Genomic DNA, 14,707 nt, shown 5'->3' on the forward strand with positions numbered 1-14,707 from the left:
ACCCGGCCACCTCATCGCTGGCCGGGTTCATGTCTCTTTTTCAAACCGCTGATATCTCGCCCGGCCAGACGTTATGACCCAAACGCGTGGTCAGGTGCCAGGGTAAACTGGCCGTTTTATCAGGGTTGGAAAGATAAACAGCGCGCGCCCTGCTCCCCGATTCGTCAGCGACCAGACGGCAATGGAACACAGTGAGCAGAGGGCCACAATCACCAGCGGATACAGGCTGGCCCACAGCCAGGAAAACCACGCTAATTCAAACAGCTGATGACGCTGTGCCAATAAAATGGCCGTCATACCGAAATACTCAATAAAGATACGATGGAGAACGTAAATGGGTAAAGTATGACGCCCCATCCAGTTGAGCCAGGCCATGCTGCTGATCTGATTTAACCAACGGCAGGCGGCAATACTGATGAGGATGGCAAGGACAGATACGAAAAGGCGCTTATCCACACCGAACAGGCCGTGCAGACCTGCCACCAGCGCCAGCAACAACCACGGCAAGCTATTTTCCCGTCGCCACTCGCTCAAACGCAGCATCTGCGTACACCAGAACGTCCCCAGTATGAAGAACACAAAATACTGCGCCAGACTCTGTGGCCCCCAGAAGGGGATCACCTTTTCAACAGCCAGGTAATTGAGCAGCGTTGCCGCGACCAGCAATAGCACCTTATAACGCTGAAAAAGTTTAGCGCACAGGAAGTAGATCGCTAAACCATATAAGTACCATGAGGTACTCATCGCCAGAAATGTCAGCGTAAGAAACTCCGCCAGCGATCCCGCATAGGCCGCATTAAGATTTTGTGAAATACGCTGTCCGGTGATTTCTGTTGAAATCCCCACGATTGACCACCACTGAATGGCTCCCCATACAAGGTACAGGTAAAACAAATTAGTGATTCGGCTGGTCGTGATGTGCTTCCAGGGGCGATTAATAATGGCATTGCTGGCCAACAAACCTGAAACAAAGAAAAAAGCAGGCATACGCAGTGGGGATAATAATCTATTGAACTGCCCCCACATCTCTGCGGGAAACACGCCCGCGCTCAGGTCTTTTAGCGTATTTTCAAAGCCGGGCAACACCGTATGGTACAGCACAACAAGCAGGATACAGATGCCTTTGAGCGTATTAATCCATGCAATGTGTTCTTTTTCATTGTGCTTCATCAGGGAATTTCCGCCGTGGTGTCATTCCAGAAAAAACGAATTCGCGCTGCTCATATGATCGTTATGTGGAAAGTATTCCGTATGTCCTGTTACCTGAATGTAGCGAAAGTCTTAAAGTTATCTGTCGGAAACGGTTTAGAACCCAGCTTTACAATAAAGGGTATTCTTTGACATTTATGCCGGCTTTAATTTGACGTCGGTAACATTCATTGAGCGTCAGAGTAAATCAGGATCGCCCATCCACAATGGAATATGACTTTACTATGAATTTTCTCTGTCGGTACTTGCTTAACGCTATTTTTGCCATTACGTTAACTGTACTTTAAGACAGGCCACTCAACGTAAGTGCAGGTGAGCGTTTTCAATGCATCCGACAATCGCGAGTGAGTCAGTCCTCCAGGTAAAAGAGTTTACCGGAAAAACATTTTTCCCTACGTCGAAACGTATTAATCATGTTGCCCTTTCTCCTGCCGCCTTTGGGGTAATTTCAGGTCCGGATATCACCTGAATAACAGAGAGGACGCACGGGTCGTGAGGATAAATGCCGTTAATAGCTTATTCGTCTTTTTGTTTATTTATGCTCTGCGGAATAACGCAGACAGGCTAAAAAGGCCATTTGGCTTTTACGGATTCAGGGTTAATTTTTCAGTTTTCCATTCGGCACGCGCTGTCTGAATGGTTGTTCCTGATTTACTCACAAATGGAATGTCATCATGAAGCAGACGCGTTTTACGCCCGTTGCCACTACCGCTACCGTTAACGACCAGCAGATACTGGCAAACGACTGGGGCACCCTGACCAAATACGATATGACCTATGTGCGCACCGATGGCACAGAACAGCGCTTTACCCGTGAAGCTTATGATCGCGGTCACGGTGCGACCATCCTGCTCTACAACCGCGACGACAGGACGGTCATCCTGACCAGTCAGTTCCGCATGCCTGCTTTTTTGATCGGTCATCACTTTGAGCTGATTGAAGCCTGTGCAGGTTTGCTCGACGCACGTGACCCCATTCAGGCCATCAGAAGCGAAGCGGAAGAAGAAACGGGATACAAGCTGAATGACGTCACTAAGATTGGCGAGATATTCATGAGCCCCGGTTCCGTTACCGAGCGTCTGCACTTTTTTATCGCCCCTTTTACCCGTGAGATGCGAATAAACGCGGGCGGGGGTATTGCCGCCGAAGGCGAAGATATCAAGGTGATTGAGGTGCCGATTAAAGAGGCGCTTGCCATGATTGATGCGGGGACCATCATTGACGCGAAAACCATTATTCTGATTCAGCATCTGGTCATCAAAGGCATCTGCACGCCAGACTAACGTAGACAAAAAACGGGCCAGTAAGCTGGCCCGTGAATTCAGGATGATGAGGTTTGCGTTTCCGCCTGATGCTTACTGAGTAAACGCGGGTGGATAAACAGTATCCGTCCGGGTCCACGGTTCAACAGCGTCCAGACCAACAGCGAAAGCAACGTACACACCGCCACGCCGGTTAACGGCATCAACAGCGCCCAACCCCAGCTAAAGCCCGCATTGCCGAACCAGCCATAATGTAGCGCCAGGGAAATGGCGCTCAGCCCCACTAACTCGATAAAAATTCGGTGTAAGACATAAATCTGCAGCGTATTGCGTCCGATGTAATTCAACCAGGCCATATTGAAATGTGCGTTAAGAAAACGGCACAGCACAATGCCAAAGACGATGGTCAACAGGCTGTAAAACGGATTTTTATAAATGCCGCCCGCATGATGAAGGATGCCGATCAGCGCTATTGTGCCCAGCCACAGCCAGTGACGACCTTTCAGACCGCTGAGCTCAATTAATGCCGCGCTGAAAAAGACGCCCAGTAAGAAATAGAGATAGTTTTGCGCGACGCTGGCCGGTCCCCATCCGGGAATAAGGCTAAACTGCGCCGCATAGTTCGCCGCAATCGCGAATACGACCAGCACTATTTTCTGTCGATGAAAAAGCTTGGTCACCAGGAAGAATCCGGCCAGCGCATACAAGTACCACAGGCTGGTCATCGACAGCATTAACAGCTTGATAAACTCCAGCGGGGAATCAGCATAGGCGGCATTCTTACTGCTCGACAGCCGCTCGCCCAGATGGGTTGAGATGTAGTGGATACTCAGCCATTGAATCACGCCCCACAGCAGGTAGAGGTAGACAATATTGCTGAACTTCTTGGTAAAGACCGCTTTCCAGCTTTTCTTCACGACCGAATTGGCGGCCAGCAGTCCGGACACAAAGAAAAATGCAGGCATCCGCAGGGGCGAAAGCCAGGTATTAAATGCTACCCACCAGTGAGCCGGGAACAGACCGGCAGTCAGATGAGGGAGCGAAGGTGCGAACGTGGTGATGATGGAGTGATGCAATACCACAAGTAAGATGCATCCTCCTTTTAGGGTATTAATCCAGAGGATTTCCTTTCTGTCCTGACTCATTATTTCGTCCTGATCGTGCGATGAATTTGTGAAGAATTATTTATATTTTCACGCAGGTCTCAATCAGGCGGCTCTTAAAAGTTACAGTCTGTTACTCGCGCAGAAGCCAATCCGGTATAAAACCATAAAAATCAAACCATTAAAATAATACTAAATGTAAATTTTCAGAAGAAACTGAGAGGATAAAAGCAGAAGGCACGGCAAGAAACGCCGCCTGTTTCCGGCGGCGTTGGCGTTTATTGATTAAGAAATTTATCGAGAAATTGTCGAGTCCGCGCTTGCTGCGGATCGCTAAACAGCGCTTTAGCCGGTCCATGTTCTACGATGCGTCCCTGATCCATAAAGATGGCGCGGTCGGCGACGTCGCGGGCAAAACTCATCTCATGCGTGACAATCACCATAGTGCGCTTTTCCTGCGCCAGCGCGCGGATAGTGTTCAGCACCTCGCCCACCAGCTCCGGGTCCAGCGCAGACGTCGGCTCATCAAACAAAATCACTTCGGGTCGCATTGCCAGCGCACGGGCAATCGCAACACGCTGCTGTTGACCGCCGGACAAACGCCTTGGGTAGCTGTCTTCTTTACCGTGAAGCCCGACTTTTTCAAGCAGGCTCCGCGCGCGGGCAATCGCGTCCGCTTTTGCTTCACCTTTTACAATCACCGGCCCTTCAATGATATTTTCCAGCACCGAGCGATGGGGAAACAGGTTGAAGTTTTGAAAGACAAAGCCCACCTGCTGGCGCAACAGGCGCACCTGCTCTTTCTGCTTGTGGATGCCCTGGCTGGCATCAATGGTGATATCCCCCACTTTAATGCGACCGGCGTCAGGCACTTCAAGCAGGTTAATACTGCGCAACAGCGTAGTTTTGCCCGAGCCGCTGGGGCCGATGATGGCGACGATTTCACCGGGCGCGACGTCAAGGTCAATGCCGTGCAGTACCGTTTGTCCGTTAAACTTTTTCACCAACTGGCGAACGTCGATTGCACTCATTTCGCCTCCTGATCCTGACGGTTAACGTGGGCTTCCAGACGGTTTTGCAATGCTGACAGCACGGTGGCCATCACCCAGTAGATCAGCGAAGCCGCCAGGTACATAGTGAACACTTCCAGGGTACGCGAGGTAATCAATTGCGCCTGGCGAAACAGTTCAGGAACCTGAATGGTGGCGGCCAGTGACGTATCTTTCACCAGGCTGATAAAGCTGTTTCCCAGGGGTGGCAACGCGGTGCGGGCAGCCTGTGGCAGAATAACCCGACGCAGGGTTTGCCACGGCGTCATGCCGATACTGGCAGCCGCTTCCCACTGACCACGCTCAATCGCTGCAATTGCGCCACGCAGCGACTCCGATGCATAGGCCGCCATATTCAGCGATAACCCAATCATCGCCGACGGAATGGGGTCCAGCTCAATGCCAAACTGCGGCAGACCGTAGTAGATCATAAACAGCTGCGCGATGAGCGGCGTGCCGCGAAAGATGGACACATAGATACGCGCCAGCCAGTTTACCGGCCAGAAGCGCGATAAACGCATCAGGGCCAGCAAAAAGCCCAGTATCAACCCAAAGAACATCCCGCCGATACTGAGCTGTAGCGTGAACAACGCGCCTTTAAGTAAAAAAGGTGCTGAATCCAGCACCAGTTGTAAACTTTCCTGCATTATTTCGTTACGTCCGCGCCAAACCATTTCTCTGACAGCTTTTTAAGTGAGCCGTCTTTCTGCATGTCCGCAATGGCCTGATCGATCGCTTTCAGCAAGTCTTCATTGCCTTTGCGCATTGCCACGCCGGCTTCCAGACGAGAGAATGCCGGACCGGCTACCGCCATGGTATCACCGGTTTTCTTCACCAGATCCAGGGCTGCCAGACGATCGACCAGAATCGCATCAACGCGACCAGAACGCAGATCCTGATACTTGGTTGGGTCATCATCGTAAGTACGGATATCCACGCCTTTGACGTTGGCACGTAACCACTGTTCGTAGTTCGTCCCCAGGCCTACACCGACTTTCTTACCGGCCAGATCCTCTGGTTTGGTAATGCTGCCCGCGTTTTTCTTCAAGGTCAGCGCCTGCACACCTGAAATGGTATAGGGCGTAGAGAAGTCATACTTCTTTTTACGCTCATCGGAGATCGTGACCTGATTGATCACCACATCAATACGTTTAGAATCTAACGCGGCTAACATACCATCCCACTTGGTCGGTTTAAGCTCGGCTTTCACCCCCATGTGTTTCGCCAGTTCCTGGGCGAACTCCACTTCAAAACCCGTCAGCTTGCCCTTTTCATCCTGAAAACTGAAAGGGGGATAGGTGCCTTCCAGGCCCACACGCAGCTCGCCTTTGCTTTTAACCTGCGCCAGTAAATTCTCCGCCGCAAAAGTTTTAACGCTGACGCCTGCAACCAGCGCAACAGCCATCATTCCCGTCACCAGCTGGCGACGAATCTGTGAAAAAGCCATGTTTACCCCATTTATTATTTATCAGTGTGGTGTTAAGCGGCTAAACACGGTTTGCCGCTCTGTCATTATGGGCGTTATTTCGCATAAGACGTCAAAATAACGCCTGAATTATAACCCTTTTTTGCGCTGCGTCTCAGACCGAAGGGTGATAAGCAAATAACGCCGGTGCACCGCCTGTATGCACAAACAACAACGGGCCTTCACGGCGAAAACGATTCTGGTTAATCCCATCAATAAGACCGGCCATCGCTTTACCGGTATAAACGGGATCAAGAAAAATGCCTTCAAGACGGGCCAGCATTTTCACCGCCGCCATGCCCTCTTCATTCGGCTCGCCATAGCGCGGAGAAAAATACTCATCCCACAGCGTTATGGGTGCCTGCGCCTGCACGGCTAACTGCGCCGCCAGCGCCTGACGCAGTTCTTCAACCTTAGGCAATTGCTCACTGACTTTACGCGACACGGTTACGCCAACCAACTCGGTCTCTGGCAGGAGCTGCTCCAGTCCTATGGCCAGGCCCGCATGGGTCCCGGCGCTGCCTGACGCCACGACCACCGCCGCAAAATCCACTACGCCTTCACTTTGGTGCGCAATCTCCTGGGCACATTCCACGTAACCTAGCGCACCCAGTGCATTTGAGCCGCCCACAGGTAGCACGTAAGGCCGGAAACCCTGCGCCTCCAGACGTTCCGCCTGTTCCGCCAGCTGCGCAGCGGGATGGGTCAGGGCATCGACCATCACCACGTCAACATCCATCAGGTCCAGCATCAGGCGATTACCATTGGTCAGGTAGTTTTCGCTCTGAGTCGCAATCGGATTTTCCAGTAACGCTACGCATTTCAGGCCCAGTTTCGCGGCGACCGCCGCCGTCTGCCGCACATGGTTTGACTGAATGGCACCCGCAGTCAGCAACACATCTGCGCCTTCACGCAGGGCATCTGCGGCCAGAAACTCCAGCTTACGCAGCTTGTTGCCGCCCATCGCCAGCGGCGTCACGTCATCACGTTTGATAAAGATGTCGCGGCCAAGATGGTCTGATAATCGGGGCAGGTATTCTAACGGCGTCGGTGCGCCCAGAAGTTCGATACGGGGAAACTGATGAATAAGATGTAAAGACAATGCGGCCTCCAGTTGGGCACAGAGCAGTGATCTTTACAGTGTTACAGAAGATGCAGAAAGGATCATCCTGAATTCAAACTCAGGTGATGAACGGAGAAGCGGTCGGGCAAGTATCCACCGGCTGTTACACAACTTCCCCATTTTCCTCCTGTGGACAGGGGGAAAATGGGGTGGGAGACAGAATGTCAGAGGAAAACCTGCCTGACACTTTTACCCGATCCCTTAACGTTGCTGCCAGCCCAAAAACTGGTCGTACTTACGAAGCGCAATACGATAATTGTTATTACCTGCATCGGGTAAGTCTTCTTCCAGGCATTGATGCCAGCTATTGCCTGTGAGTTTTTCAGCCGGAAAATTTCTGGCCTTCAACATATCGTCAAGCCGACGTAAGCGAACCACATATTCACGAATGGTGCTTGGGCTCATTTCAGTCTGTTCAAACAGATATTGTTTGAAGGCCATGATGTCAAAATAATTAGGATGCGTATTACAAAAAATATCGCTGCAAAAACGACAAAGTGCCGTTAATTCTGGCTGCAGTTTTAGCCAAAGCGGCTCATCAATCATTTGGTCCATCCGTGCGATGGCCTCTTTATTGATGATCTGGCCACGAAAGACCAGCGCCATACGGTCTAATACTTTGCCACAGTGTGAACAATTGTTTTGGCTGTGTTTGTAGTCTTTAAGATAACGACTTAAAGGTCTGGCTTTGGTTTTGGCTCCCACTGTTGAGTCCCCGATTTCTTATTATTTATAGATCGCCAGGAACTGAGCCTTCTAGCGCGCTCCCGTAAGTCGGGCACGCAAGCGTTTTATCGCCTGACTGTGCAGTTGGCTGACTCGGGATTCCCCCACGTCAAGTACCGCGCCAATCTCTTTCAGATTCAGTTCTTCCTGGTAGTACAGTGTCAGCACCATCTTCTCGCGCTCGGGCAACGCCTCGATCGCTTCAATGACGCGTTCACGCAGACTCCCTTCCATTAACTGATGAAGTGGATTGGCCTCTTCGTGCCCTTCCGTCACCAGTTCCGCACTGTCACCGTGTTCTTCTCGATACTCATCGTACGAAAAGAGCTGGCTGTTGTTGGTATCCAACAGAATCTGCCGGTACTCTTCTATCGAAACATTCAACTGTTGCGCGACTTCCTGTTCAGAAGCGGCCCGACCCAGCATCTGTTCGACCTGATGCATAGCCCCGGCTACCTCGCGAGCATTTCGTCTGACGCTACGCGGCGCCCAGTCCCGGCTGCGAAGCTCATCAAGCATGGCCCCACGAATGCGCTGTACTGCATACGTGGTAAAGGCGGTACCCTGAAGCGCGTCATAGCGCTCCACCGCATTCAACAGACCAATGCCCCCGGCTTGAAGCAGGTCGTCAAGTTCAACACTGGCTGGCAGGCGGACCTGTAAGCGCAGTGCTTCATGACGTACCAGTGGGACGTAGCGCTGCCAGAGCGAATGTTTGTCCATCACGCCATCGGCGGTATAGAGATCGTTCACGTTGACTACCCTGCGTTAATGAAGTTATCGGCATGATTATGCAATTCTGTAGGGCTTTTGATTGGCTGAATAGGCGGGATAAACCAAGGTTATTTCAAATTTGTGATGTTTCAGAGCGGAAGGTTCCGCTCTGTACAGACAGACTAACGTAATGACAGTAAACGCTGGCGGGTTGCGGATGGCACGTTTTCCCACAGTGCACAAACCTGCCCTTCCATCTCCTGATAAAACGGACCAATGCTTTCACGCGTTTTTTCATCCGCATGAAAACGCACCTGCCCGGAATCACCATCAATGCTTATCATTTTGTTGACAAAAAGCCGCTGTAAATCGCTGCGCAGGAACAACCCGTTATCCACACTGTTGTCTGCCAGAAAACCCTCATCGTTTTCTCGTGTGTCGATATGGCAGGCCTCAACCCACGGCCACAGATGCGGGTCGAGAAGGCTGGTTCCGGTAATAATACAGGCACCGTAGCGCGCTTTTACCGCCGCCATAAATTCTGACTGGCTGGCTTTCTGCAACACTTTGGCTTTGACTCGCCGCCCCACTTCAGTACCAGGCATAACTGCAGCCGGAATCTTGTGTTCGGGCGTGCTCAGTACCACAATAAACTGGATGCGACGAGACTGCGGGAAACAGGGGTTAGACTGCACGTTGAACAGCTGCCACCAGGCATCTTCTTCATCTTCACGCATCAAAACCAGTTTATAACCCCGGCTGTTGATCAGGTTTTGCGCCTGCGCAGAATGGGGATCGACCATGGCATAGACATAGCTTTTCCCTATCACCTTCCAGCGATTATCCTCATCCTCTTTTCCACGGCGAAAATAGTGAAAAGGCTGCTGCTGTTTAAGGTAGTACTCAAAACGGCGCAAATAGTTTTTCCGTTCATTGTCGTTAGCAATGAACAACAGGTCTTCCAGAGGACTGTTACTCTCTTCCTGAGCAAAGACCGCACGAATTTTTAACGTCCGATAGCTGGTTGAAGGACTCAGCAGCGCACGCGCCGTCAGTTCTTTCTCATCAGGGTATTGCTGTGCATAACGCCGGGCGATCTCTTCAAAAGAAAGGCGTTCGCCCGGAAGCAGGTCATAGTTAAAGCGCATAACCACCCCAGAACATGAAAAGTTATATCAAAATGAGAGTCATTCTGAAGGGGATTATCGGCATAGTTGTAATGAACTGTAACGCTGCGATGACTTTTTTATTATTTCCCTGTCCGGATTAAAATCCTGCCGTTTTAGTACGCCACATTTGCCTTATTGCGCGAGAAAACAGGTATTTTCGTCGCGGATGCCCGGGTGTTTTTTCCGCTTGTGCGCTGCGTCTTTAGCTTATCCTTTACTTTACCTGCTTTTTTATCGGTTATTCTTGCCATTAGTTTCACTTGCAAGCTCGTATTCTTTCATCATCACTCTGCAAGCGCAGACCGGTTCTAGAGGAAGTGAATAGCGGGGACGTCATACATGCCCATCGTAAATGGGTTGATTGTAGAACGGGTGACAATTTCCAGAGAGTTAAGGGGCATGGCCTGAGATCAGGGCTTCCAGGAAACCTTGCTGAAACAATTACCTAAAGGACCACACCTGCCAAATGAGGAATAACCGCAAAGTGACTTTTCTATCGCCAGTACTGCTGTTGATACTGTGTGCAAATGATCATCAAGGAACATTACCGCAGGAGTCGCTCTGATGCGCGTTTTACTAACAGGTGCTTATGGTCAACTGGGCCGCTGCATACTGGATCGCTTTCCCACAGACTGGATTACCCTGGCGTGTGGGTCAGCGGAACTTGATATTACTAAAAGATCTGCAATTGAACTGATTGTAAAAAAATTCCGGCCTGATGTGATAATGAATGCAGCGGCCTATACAGCAGTAGACAAAGCTGAAACCGACCGCGTCAGAGCGATGAAAATAAATGCGCTTGGCGCCGAAAATATTGCACTTGTTGCCAGACAATATGGTTCACGCCTTATCCATATCTCTACAGACTACGTATTCGATGGCAGAAAAAAAACGCCTTATAATGAAGATGACTCACCCTGCCCTATTAATTTCTATGGTTTAAGTAAGTGGGAAGGTGAAACTCGCATATTAAATATTTTACCTAATGCTGTAATTTTGCGGGCTTCATGGATATTTAGTGAATATGGTGACAACTTTGTCCAAAGGATATTAAAACTGGCTAAATCGCACGGCGAAATTAAAGTCGTTAATGATCAGTTTGGCTGCCCAACTTATGGCGGAGATGTGGCACTGGCAATGATAAAACTTGCCGAGCGCGTTGAAAGTCAGGGAATTTATCATTTTTGTGGCGACCAAAAAGTTAGCTGGTGTGAATTTGCTCAAACCATCTTCATCATTGCCCAATACGACGTAATTGTAAAAGGCATTGATAGCGGTAGTTATCCTACCAATGCCTTAAGACCAACGAACAGTGTTCTGAGTTGCGATAAAATTCGTGATCTTGGTATTTCCCCATCAAATTGGGAAGCTGCGCTTCGCCTTGTTGTTCCAACTCCTGCCTATTGTTAGTATGACCAGTCAAGCCTGCATAACATGACAGGCTTGAAAACTGGAGATATCCAACACCTGTACATATCCGATGCGAATTTGAATATTAAAAACAACCTGACATCAAATCCCTTGAATTAAATTCGCATTTAAAAAAACACTATTCTTGATTAAAAATCATCGCTTCACTTTTAAGAATATCGGCTTGCTCCAGATATTTTTGCAGAGCATATTTCCATTCAGACGCTTTGTTTTTGATAACTTTAATCCCTGTCAGAGAATCGTATTGCATAACATCACTGGCAAAACATGGTACACCCAAAGCCTGCCAGGCTAATACATCAAAGGCACCCTTATGTCTGTTAAAATTCCCTCTTTCGAGTGGTGCTAATGCTAAATCAGCATTGAGGTGCAAGAGCGTGCCAAAGAAGTCTTTTTTTACGACTTTCCGGTGATATTCTTTAATATTTGGTTTAAGTTCCGCGGGGCATTCACCATAAATAATCCAGTCAATTCTCTCAGAATAGTGCTGAATAACAGGTAATAAAAAACGCCAATCACTCTCTCGAAGTGAATGTAAAGCAAGGGCAACCCTAGGCTTGTTATGTATTGTTTTTTCTGTAAGTAAAGACTCAATTACAACATCATCAGGAATATTAATCACGTTTTCGTTCATTGTAGAGAAGAACTGTTCGGCTTCAATGTTACGTACAATAACCATATCAAGCTTGCAGATGATTTCTTTTAGATTTAATAGATTATGTTTACTGTAATCGTAGAATACTGTTGCATCCAATATAACAAATCCTGCTTGCTTCTGTTTTTTTAGCGAGAGATGTTTTATCAACTCTGGAGCCATAATATCGTTATAAATGAAATAGCATGCACCGAGACTTGCAATTTCATTAGCAGTCAATCCATTACTAACTGAGGCGAATCCATTTATACCCTGTGATGAAAACGCACGAGATAACGTATCCCCGCGGAGTTGGGTCTCAGTGTTATTAACCGTATCGAGATAAACAACGCCTTTACGATGAAGTCGCAGAGGGTAGAGAGAGAGATTTTTTTCAAGTCTGTAATGATCATCGTGGAAGTTATAAGCTTTACAAGCAAAAGGATCGACACCCTCAGCCAGAAAGAATGTTTCATCAATTAGCGCACTGTCCTGATGCGGAAGGTGGATGACCTTTGCTATATCATTTCCTTCGTATGTCATTACTGCCTCATGAGCCACCACATTAAAAAGACCATGCTGACAGAAACACATTAAAAGATGACTCACAGCCGATTGTAACAGTTGAAAGCGTGCGTCGAGTTTGCCTGCCATAATGAAACTACGGGTTTTAAACAAAATACAGGCCGCATTCAAACTCGAAACATTACGATCAACGATCAACTTCATCCAGGGGCCCTGAGCAGAAAGCGCTTCACCATATCCCTGATTGTAAATTCCTACATGCGATATAATTTCCTGACCAGCACTATAAATAAGGTTATTTTCTAACGTCAATTTCCCACCCACTGCAGCGATAGTGTCACGCTTCAAGTGTTTAAGCATTGTCCGAGGCCACCCATTATTACAAAAAATCACGCCTGCACTGACCAGGAGAAAATGCTCAGTCTCACATTCAGAAATAACCAAATTTATTTTTTCGGAAATGGCAATATCATTTTTCGACTTATGAATTTTGAACCTTGCTGAATCTACTTCGATTAAATTATTTAACCATAAATCACACTCTGGATAAGTCTTGTCTTCATGAATAACGATGAATTGATAATCGATGCCATCAAGTGTTTCCAGGCATGAAAGAATCGTTTTCTGCAAGCTATCAAGATTATTGTATCCATAAACAATAATAGTATATTTATCCACACAGCATTGTTCATCCATCATTTTAACAGTCGCAAAATTATTTTTCACGACACTAAAATTTTTACTACCTGATTCATGATAGTGTTTTTTTATCGTCGCCAAATTTGATTCTGTAACCTCAACACTATTTGTTTGAGCACAAACAATCGCGAGCGGAATATGTATCATGCTTGACGTTAGATTAAGTCTGATTAAGACAGATAAAAAGCGTAGTTCTGCGTCAGCAAAAATTGTTCCGGGTTCAAGAAAACGTTCCAAAAGTTTGCCATTACGAAGCAAAAAATGCTTTCCCATTAATCCTGGCATTTGCAAAATCAAATCAGGATTAATACCGGGTGAAAAAAAGGGGGCGTTTTCTCCGGATGGAAAACGGTAGCTCTTATCAAACATACCAATTTCTGCTACACTTTCATTGAATACAGAAAGTGCAGATAAAAACATGTTAGTGTGCAGCATGTCAGTATCATGCATTATGAAAGTAGTTGCGTCAGGAAAAGCAAAGTAATCCTCTAACTTTCCACTAAACTCATTTTGCGCATTCACAAAACCCACATCAATATTTTGCAACTTATTCAAACCCAGGCTTTTATTATCCGGACCTTTCCACTCAGCATTATCATCAACAATTACCAGAAAATTAATTTTCTGGCTTATCAGATCTTGTGAAATCTGACTATCATTGTAGTGTTGATGAATATTTTTTAACCAACTCACTTCATCATAAATACGTAAAGCAGATTTTTCTTGTGCCCTACGCTGTGTTTTTTCAAAAAAAACATTGAGTTGAGCAATGAATTCATCATCAAATTTTTTTATATGCAGATGAACTTTATATAACTCACTTCGCGCTTTTTCCAGACTGTTCGAATCATCAGCCCAGGCAACACCACCACCACCCATATCAACTATCGCAGCGTTACCAATTGCTAATTTCTCGTATCCTTTTGCTATTTTTGCAACGACAGGAGCCCCGCACATAGCCGCTAAATTGCAGGTCCCTGACCACTCATAGGTATAAAAAACCTTAGCCTGTCGTAATTTATTAGCAAGTTCATCTAATGGCAGTGGGTTTTGAATAGAGATTATTTCGATATCGTCAGGAAGTTCACTAAAGTTTATAGCGCTTTCAGGAACCCTGTTTAGATATAATAAATTTAGTGTTTTCTCTCTACCATCATCAAAGAAAAGTTCTTTATCAGGGCCTACTAAGGTCAAAAAATCGACATTTATTTCATTCACTATTAATTGAGAACTGTACCAGAAAATGAAATCCTCAACGCCCTCATCCATCTTATTTCCGTTAAGTAAAGCTTCATGATTCAACATGTAACGCACTACAACTTCGGCCTGAAGAGGATTACCTGATTGTATTTCTGGATATACAGCGATCCCGGGACAGTTCTCATTAACATGCCGTGCATAAGACGCTTCATCAAGGAGTGGCGTATTCCAACGGGGGTTTGTCAATTGACAACCTACCATATAGGCTTCCCCCCCCTCAGAATTAATCCGATGGCATAGTTTGTGCAGTACCTGGATGCCGCCTGACGACTCTCTGTAATCAGGAGAAAGTATGTAGTAAGGGTGCGTTAATGTCATGGTGTTATTTCCTTTATCCC

At 47.4% G+C, this 14,707-nt stretch carries 12 protein-coding genes; 2 read left to right on the forward strand and 10 right to left on the reverse strand.

Going from position 1 to position 14,707, the window contains the following annotated elements; all coding sequences use genetic code 11:
• Nucleotides 1-90: 90 nt before the first annotated feature.
• On the reverse strand, nucleotides 91-1,170 hold the full coding sequence (locus tag A6A26_RS17715; protein WP_063879949.1) for an acyltransferase family protein: 1,080 nt from the start codon (nucleotides 1,168-1,170) through the stop codon (nucleotides 91-93).
• A 713-nt stretch (nucleotides 1,171-1,883) separates the two neighbouring features.
• Between A6A26_RS17715 and A6A26_RS17720 the strand changes: the two genes are divergently transcribed.
• Nucleotides 1,884-2,492 (forward strand): NUDIX domain-containing protein, encoded by a 609-nt coding sequence (locus tag A6A26_RS17720; RefSeq protein ID WP_063879950.1) that lies wholly within the window; start codon nucleotides 1,884-1,886, stop codon nucleotides 2,490-2,492.
• Between the two features lie 38 nt (nucleotides 2,493-2,530).
• Here A6A26_RS17720 and A6A26_RS17725 read toward each other — a convergent pair whose 3' ends face one another.
• From A6A26_RS17725 to A6A26_RS17760, 8 genes are all read right to left on the reverse strand, one after another.
• Complete coding sequence (locus tag A6A26_RS17725) at nucleotides 2,531-3,616, reverse strand: acyltransferase family protein (RefSeq protein WP_063879951.1); 1,086 nt, start codon at nucleotides 3,614-3,616, stop codon at nucleotides 2,531-2,533.
• A 236-nt stretch (nucleotides 3,617-3,852) separates the two neighbouring features.
• Nucleotides 3,853-4,605, reverse strand: coding sequence for an L-cystine ABC transporter ATP-binding protein TcyN (gene tcyN / locus A6A26_RS17730; RefSeq protein ID WP_063879952.1), 753 nt, complete (start codon nucleotides 4,603-4,605; stop codon nucleotides 3,853-3,855).
• On the reverse strand, nucleotides 4,602-5,270 hold the full coding sequence (gene tcyL, locus A6A26_RS17735) for a cystine ABC transporter permease (RefSeq protein ID WP_063879953.1): 669 nt from the start codon (nucleotides 5,268-5,270) through the stop codon (nucleotides 4,602-4,604). The genes tcyN and tcyL overlap by 4 nt, the downstream gene beginning before the upstream one ends.
• A complete protein-coding gene (tcyJ, locus tag A6A26_RS17740) occupies nucleotides 5,270-6,070 on the reverse strand; it encodes a cystine ABC transporter substrate-binding protein (protein ID WP_063879954.1) in 801 nt (266 codons plus the stop codon). The genes tcyL and tcyJ overlap by 1 nt, the downstream gene beginning before the upstream one ends.
• A gap of 133 nt (nucleotides 6,071-6,203) precedes the next feature.
• On the reverse strand, nucleotides 6,204-7,190 hold the full coding sequence (locus A6A26_RS17745) for a D-cysteine desulfhydrase (RefSeq protein WP_063879955.1): 987 nt from the start codon (nucleotides 7,188-7,190) through the stop codon (nucleotides 6,204-6,206).
• Nucleotides 7,191-7,412: 222 nt separating this feature from the next.
• Nucleotides 7,413-7,916, reverse strand: a complete 504-nt coding sequence (gene fliZ / locus A6A26_RS17750; protein WP_063879956.1) for a flagella biosynthesis regulatory protein FliZ — start codon at nucleotides 7,914-7,916, stop codon at nucleotides 7,413-7,415.
• Nucleotides 7,917-7,967: 51 nt separating this feature from the next.
• Entirely contained in the window at nucleotides 7,968-8,690 is a 723-nt protein-coding gene (locus tag A6A26_RS17755; protein ID WP_063879957.1) for an RNA polymerase sigma factor FliA, read from the reverse strand.
• A 143-nt stretch (nucleotides 8,691-8,833) separates the two neighbouring features.
• On the reverse strand, nucleotides 8,834-9,799 hold the full coding sequence (locus A6A26_RS17760; RefSeq protein WP_063879958.1) for an HNH endonuclease signature motif containing protein: 966 nt from the start codon (nucleotides 9,797-9,799) through the stop codon (nucleotides 8,834-8,836).
• A gap of 585 nt (nucleotides 9,800-10,384) precedes the next feature.
• Here A6A26_RS17760 and rfbD point away from each other — a divergent pair.
• Nucleotides 10,385-11,230 carry a dTDP-4-dehydrorhamnose reductase gene (gene rfbD / locus A6A26_RS17765; RefSeq protein WP_063879959.1) on the forward strand — a complete coding sequence of 282 codons (846 nt, stop codon included), beginning with the start codon at nucleotides 10,385-10,387 and terminating at the stop codon, nucleotides 11,228-11,230.
• 139 nt (nucleotides 11,231-11,369) lie between these two features.
• On the opposite strand, the gene A6A26_RS17770 is transcribed toward rfbD, so the two are convergent.
• Nucleotides 11,370-14,687 (reverse strand): glycosyltransferase family A protein, encoded by a 3,318-nt coding sequence (locus tag A6A26_RS17770; protein ID WP_063879960.1) that lies wholly within the window; start codon nucleotides 14,685-14,687, stop codon nucleotides 11,370-11,372.
• Nucleotides 14,688-14,707 lie beyond the last annotated feature (20 nt).

This window comes from Pantoea sp. OXWO6B1, assembly GCF_001641135.1.
Taxonomy (GTDB): domain Bacteria; phylum Pseudomonadota; class Gammaproteobacteria; order Enterobacterales; family Enterobacteriaceae; genus Pantoea; species Pantoea allii.